Here is a 4424-nt window from a genome sequence, read left to right as displayed (position 1 = left end):
ATGAATACTGCTCATGCTAAAAGAGCTGCAAAAAATGCAATTAATTTATACAACCAAGTAAGATTACACTTATCTTTAGACTTTAAAACACCGAATATGGTATATAAATTAACAGCATAAAATCAATTTTAACCTGTAGCCATATTTCAGGACGAGACATTACCCTAAAAAAAGTTCTATGAAAAGACTAATTTTTATTATTACGTTTCTATTAATGACAAAAACATTTTATTGTCAAACGAACGATTTGAATACTAAACCTGTTACAATTGATAATGAATTTAATTCAAGTTCTAAAATTAAAGAAATTTCATTAAATCCTACTAAGGTTGAAAACCTTAAAACATTAGGATTAGTTTGGGGTTTTTTAAAATATTATCATCCTAACATTGCAAAAGGAAATTTTAATTGGGATTATGAACTTTTTAGAATATTACCTAAAATTATAAATTCAAAAAATAATGAAGACTTTGATATAATATTAGTTAAATGGATTCAAAATTTAGGAACATTTCAAGAAAACCAAAAAGCAAATGAAAATTTAGGAGAAATTAAAATGAAACCTGATTTAGATTGGATTTCAAATTCAAAATTTTCAAAAGAACTTACAGAGTTACTATTAAGTATTAAAAATGCGGAAAGAACTAATAATAATTATTATGTAAATATATTATTTGATGGTGTAGGTCCTCCTTCATTCTTAAATGAAAATCCATATTCAAAAATGAAATACCCAGATGCTGGATATCGAATCCTAGCATTATACCGTTATTGGAATATTATTCAATATTATTTTCCTTATAAATACTTGATTGGAGAAGATTGGAAAAATGTTCTAAAAGAGTTTGTCCCAAAAATTATTTCAGCTAAAAATGAAACCGAATATACATTAACAATTTTAGAGCTTATTGGTAGAATTAATGATTCTCACGCTAATGTTTGGGGAGGAAATCAAATCTTAAACAATTATTACGGGATAAATTATGCACCACTAAATTTAACTTTTGCAGAAAATAAAGCTGTTGTTACTTATTTTAATGATAATAATTTATGTAAAGAAATTGGATTACAAATCGGAGATGTAATTTCAAAAATAAATGATGAATCAGTTGACGACATAGTAAAAAAGAATCTAAAATATACACCTGCTTCAAACTATCCAACCAAATTAAATAATATCGCTTTAAGAACCTTATTAAGAACAAATGATACCGTGCTAAACATTGAATATATAAGTGGTAATCAATTAAAAAATAAAATGATTAAAGTAAGCTCTTCAAATAAGTCATTAATATGGAAAAAATATTTTGATAATACCGCAGATACTTGCTTTACACTAATTAGTCCTAAAATAGCTTATTTAAATCAAGGCTCATTAAAAGGTTCGCATATTTCTAAAATATGGAAAGAAATAAAAAATACAAATGGCCTAATAATAGATGCTAGACATTCTCCAACATATTCACCTTTGGATAGTTTATGTAATTATTTATATCCTAAAAAAATACCATTTTCACAATTCACAATTGGAAGTATAAAAACTCCAGGTCTTTTTACTTTTGAATATATTGATAGTGCTGGTAAAGAAAATACTGGTTTTTATAAAGGAAAAGTAATAATTTTAGTAAACGAAAACACGCAAAGTGCTTCAGAATACCACGTAATGGCTTATCAAAAAGCTCCAAACTCAATGGTTATAGGCTCTAAAACAGCAGCTGCAGACGGAAATGTTTCTCCTATTTTTTATCTACCCGGAGAAATAATGACTATGATTAGCGGAATGGGTGTTTATTATCCTGATGGAGAAGAAACTCAAAGAGTTGGTATTAAAGTTGACCTTGAAATAAAACCGACTATTGAGGGAATAAAAAATGGACAAGATGAATTGTTAGAAAAAGCAATTGAAATAATAAACGAGCATTAAAACGGCTTGTAACACTGTTTATAATTTATAGCTTGGTTCTAGCACATTTACGAAAATCCTATCAGATTTTCTTCGTTAGCCTTTTATTTAGTAAATTAGTAGCTTAAAACACGCAACTAAACCTTGTACAAAACCGTTGGCAACTATAATGATTAACATTCCTAGAGATAAATAAAATTTGGAAAAGATGCGTTTTTGGTGTATTTTTACATCAAAATAATATATTATAACTAGACAAAGTATTTCATTTACAGATCCGAATGATGAGTGGTTAAAGGCCCAAATTGAAAATAAAGAATATTCAAGTAAAAGTGAATTAGTCAATGATTTAATTAGACAAGCAAGAAAACAGCAAGCTCAAATTGATTGGATTAGTTCTAAACTTGAAAGAGCCGAGAAAAATGGATTCACTTCTGATACCAAAGAACAAATTTTAGCTCAATCAAAATCTTTATTGAATGAGTAATTATAGGCTGAGTAATACAGCAAAAGAAAATTTAATTAGAATTCATCATTACGGAATAAAAACATTTGGAGAAAAACAACCTGATAAATATTTTGATATTTTTTTTGAGTATTTTGATAGAATTTCAAAAAGCCCATTTTCATTTGAATCAGTTGATTATATCAAAATAGGATATCGAAAATGTATATGTGGTTCTGATTCAATTTATTTTAAGATTAATGAAGATGATAAAGTAATTGAGATTATAGCAATTATTGGGAAACAAGATTTAAAAAATATACTTTAAAAAGCCAGTGCATAACAACTGGTATATTTTATTGTTTGGTTCTAGCACACTTACGAAAATCCTATCGGATTTTCTTGGTCGGTAATTATTTACTAAATTTATAGCTAAATTACTCAACAAAACATACCAAAAACCGTTGTACACAATACTATGATGAGAAAAATTGCTAGATTGATAATTTTCGGATTTCTAATTTTTAATGTGACGAATTGCAAAACCGTTGAGAAAAAAAAACCAAACCCAAACCCTCCAAAAGTTGAGTTTGATTCCTATTATTTAGGAAAAAGTGACTTTCCAGAACCAAAAGGATTTATCAATGATTATGAATTAATTTTCACTCCTGAGGAGCAAGTTAAATTGACTAATATTATTAAAGAGTTTGAGAAAAAAACTTCAAATCAGATAGCAGTAGTTACAATCAAATCTATTGGGAAATATACAGATTTTGATAAATATGCGGTTGATTTATCAGATTATTGGAAAATTGGACAGTATAATAAAGATAATGGCTTAACAATTATATTAAGTAAAACTCTTAAGAAAATAAGAATTTCAACTGGAAATCAAACGGAACATATTTTGACAGATGAAATTTGTATGAAAATTTTATCCGATAAGATAATTCCCGAGTTAAAAAAAGGAGAATACTATAACGGAATAGAAATCGGATTAACAGAATTGATTAAAAATTGGAAATAACGTAAAGTGTACAACAATTGGTATATTTTATTATTTGGTTCTAGCACATTTACGAAAATCCTAAAGGGATTTTCTTGGTCAGTAATTATTTACTAAATTTAGTGCTTAATCACTCAACAAAGCATACCAAAAACCGTTGTAAACAAGTTCGATGAAAAAAATACTTACAATTATATTCTTGACCATAATTTATTCTTGTAAAAATGATAAACCTACTGGAGTATGGATGTCATCAAATAATAGAATACACGATTTAGATAGAGGGTACGAAAGTCTGACGAATGGATTTGTAATTGATTTTAACAACAATAATTGGAGTCATCTCTTTTCGGATTCTTCGATTAAGAAATTTAAAATTGATAACTCAAAGAGTTTATTAAAATTGAAAAATGATTCTTTAAAAATAAATTATACTAAATATAATAACGATTCAATTGAAATAGAATATTTTGAAAATATAACTGCAGTATTTAGACCTCTAAATTTGTCTTTTAAAATTGAAAAATCGAAACAGCAGATACTTGACTTACTTACAAACACAAAATTTGAAAATATAAAGGATTCCATAAACATAGATTTCAAGTTAGAGTTCCATCAATTTGACAAAACAGGAGAATTAAGAAATTTACGAGGAAAAATGTATGGAAGGACTATTTATGGTTTTTGGTTTTTAGGAGAATGTCAGAACAATTATTTTTTAACTTTTGCAATTGACGATTCAGAACCAATAAACATTTACCAGATAAAATCAATTAATAGTAGTTCTATTGAATTACTGTTAATTCAAGAAACTGATATGATAAATAGAATAAAAAATCTAAAACCTGTTTACAACAACGTACAAAATTAATTGCTTGGTTAGAGCTTATTTACAAAAGTCCTCACGGACTTTCTTTGCTCGGGAATTATTTGCTAAATTTATAGCTTAAACACGCAACTAAATCTTGTACAAACCCGTTAGCATACATTTGAGAAAAAAATTAACATATATACTATTCCTAATAGCAAGCTTAAGTTATGCTCAAGAAGAATATCACTTTTCTGACTTA

Annotated in this window: 4 protein-coding genes; all 4 read left to right on the top strand. The window is 27.0% G+C overall.

Annotated features, from left to right (window positions below):
• Nucleotides 1–178 precede the first annotated feature (178 nt).
• The 4 genes from BLU40_RS17090 (at nt 179) to BLU40_RS17070 (ending at nt 4225) form a co-directional block, all read left to right on the top strand.
• Nucleotides 179–1924: a S41 family peptidase gene (locus BLU40_RS17090; RefSeq protein ID WP_090126633.1), complete on the top strand. Its 1746-nt coding sequence runs from the start codon at nt 179–181 to the stop codon at nt 1922–1924.
• 458 nt (nt 1925–2382) lie between these two features.
• On the top strand, nt 2383–2676 hold the full coding sequence (locus tag BLU40_RS17080) for a type II toxin-antitoxin system RelE/ParE family toxin (RefSeq protein WP_090126630.1): 294 nt from the start codon (nt 2383–2385) through the stop codon (nt 2674–2676).
• A gap of 150 nt (nt 2677–2826) precedes the next feature.
• Nucleotides 2827–3375, top strand: coding sequence for a TPM domain-containing protein (locus tag BLU40_RS17075; protein WP_090126626.1), 549 nt, complete (start codon nt 2827–2829; stop codon nt 3373–3375).
• 178 nt (nt 3376–3553) lie between these two features.
• Nucleotides 3554–4225 (top strand): hypothetical protein, encoded by a 672-nt coding sequence (locus tag BLU40_RS17070; RefSeq protein WP_139171001.1) that lies wholly within the window; start codon nt 3554–3556, stop codon nt 4223–4225.
• Nucleotides 4226–4424 lie beyond the last annotated feature (199 nt).

This window comes from Lutibacter oricola, from assembly GCF_900106565.1.
Classification (GTDB): domain Bacteria; phylum Bacteroidota; class Bacteroidia; order Flavobacteriales; family Flavobacteriaceae; genus Lutibacter; species Lutibacter oricola.
This window is presented reverse-complemented; position numbering and strand designations above follow the sequence as displayed.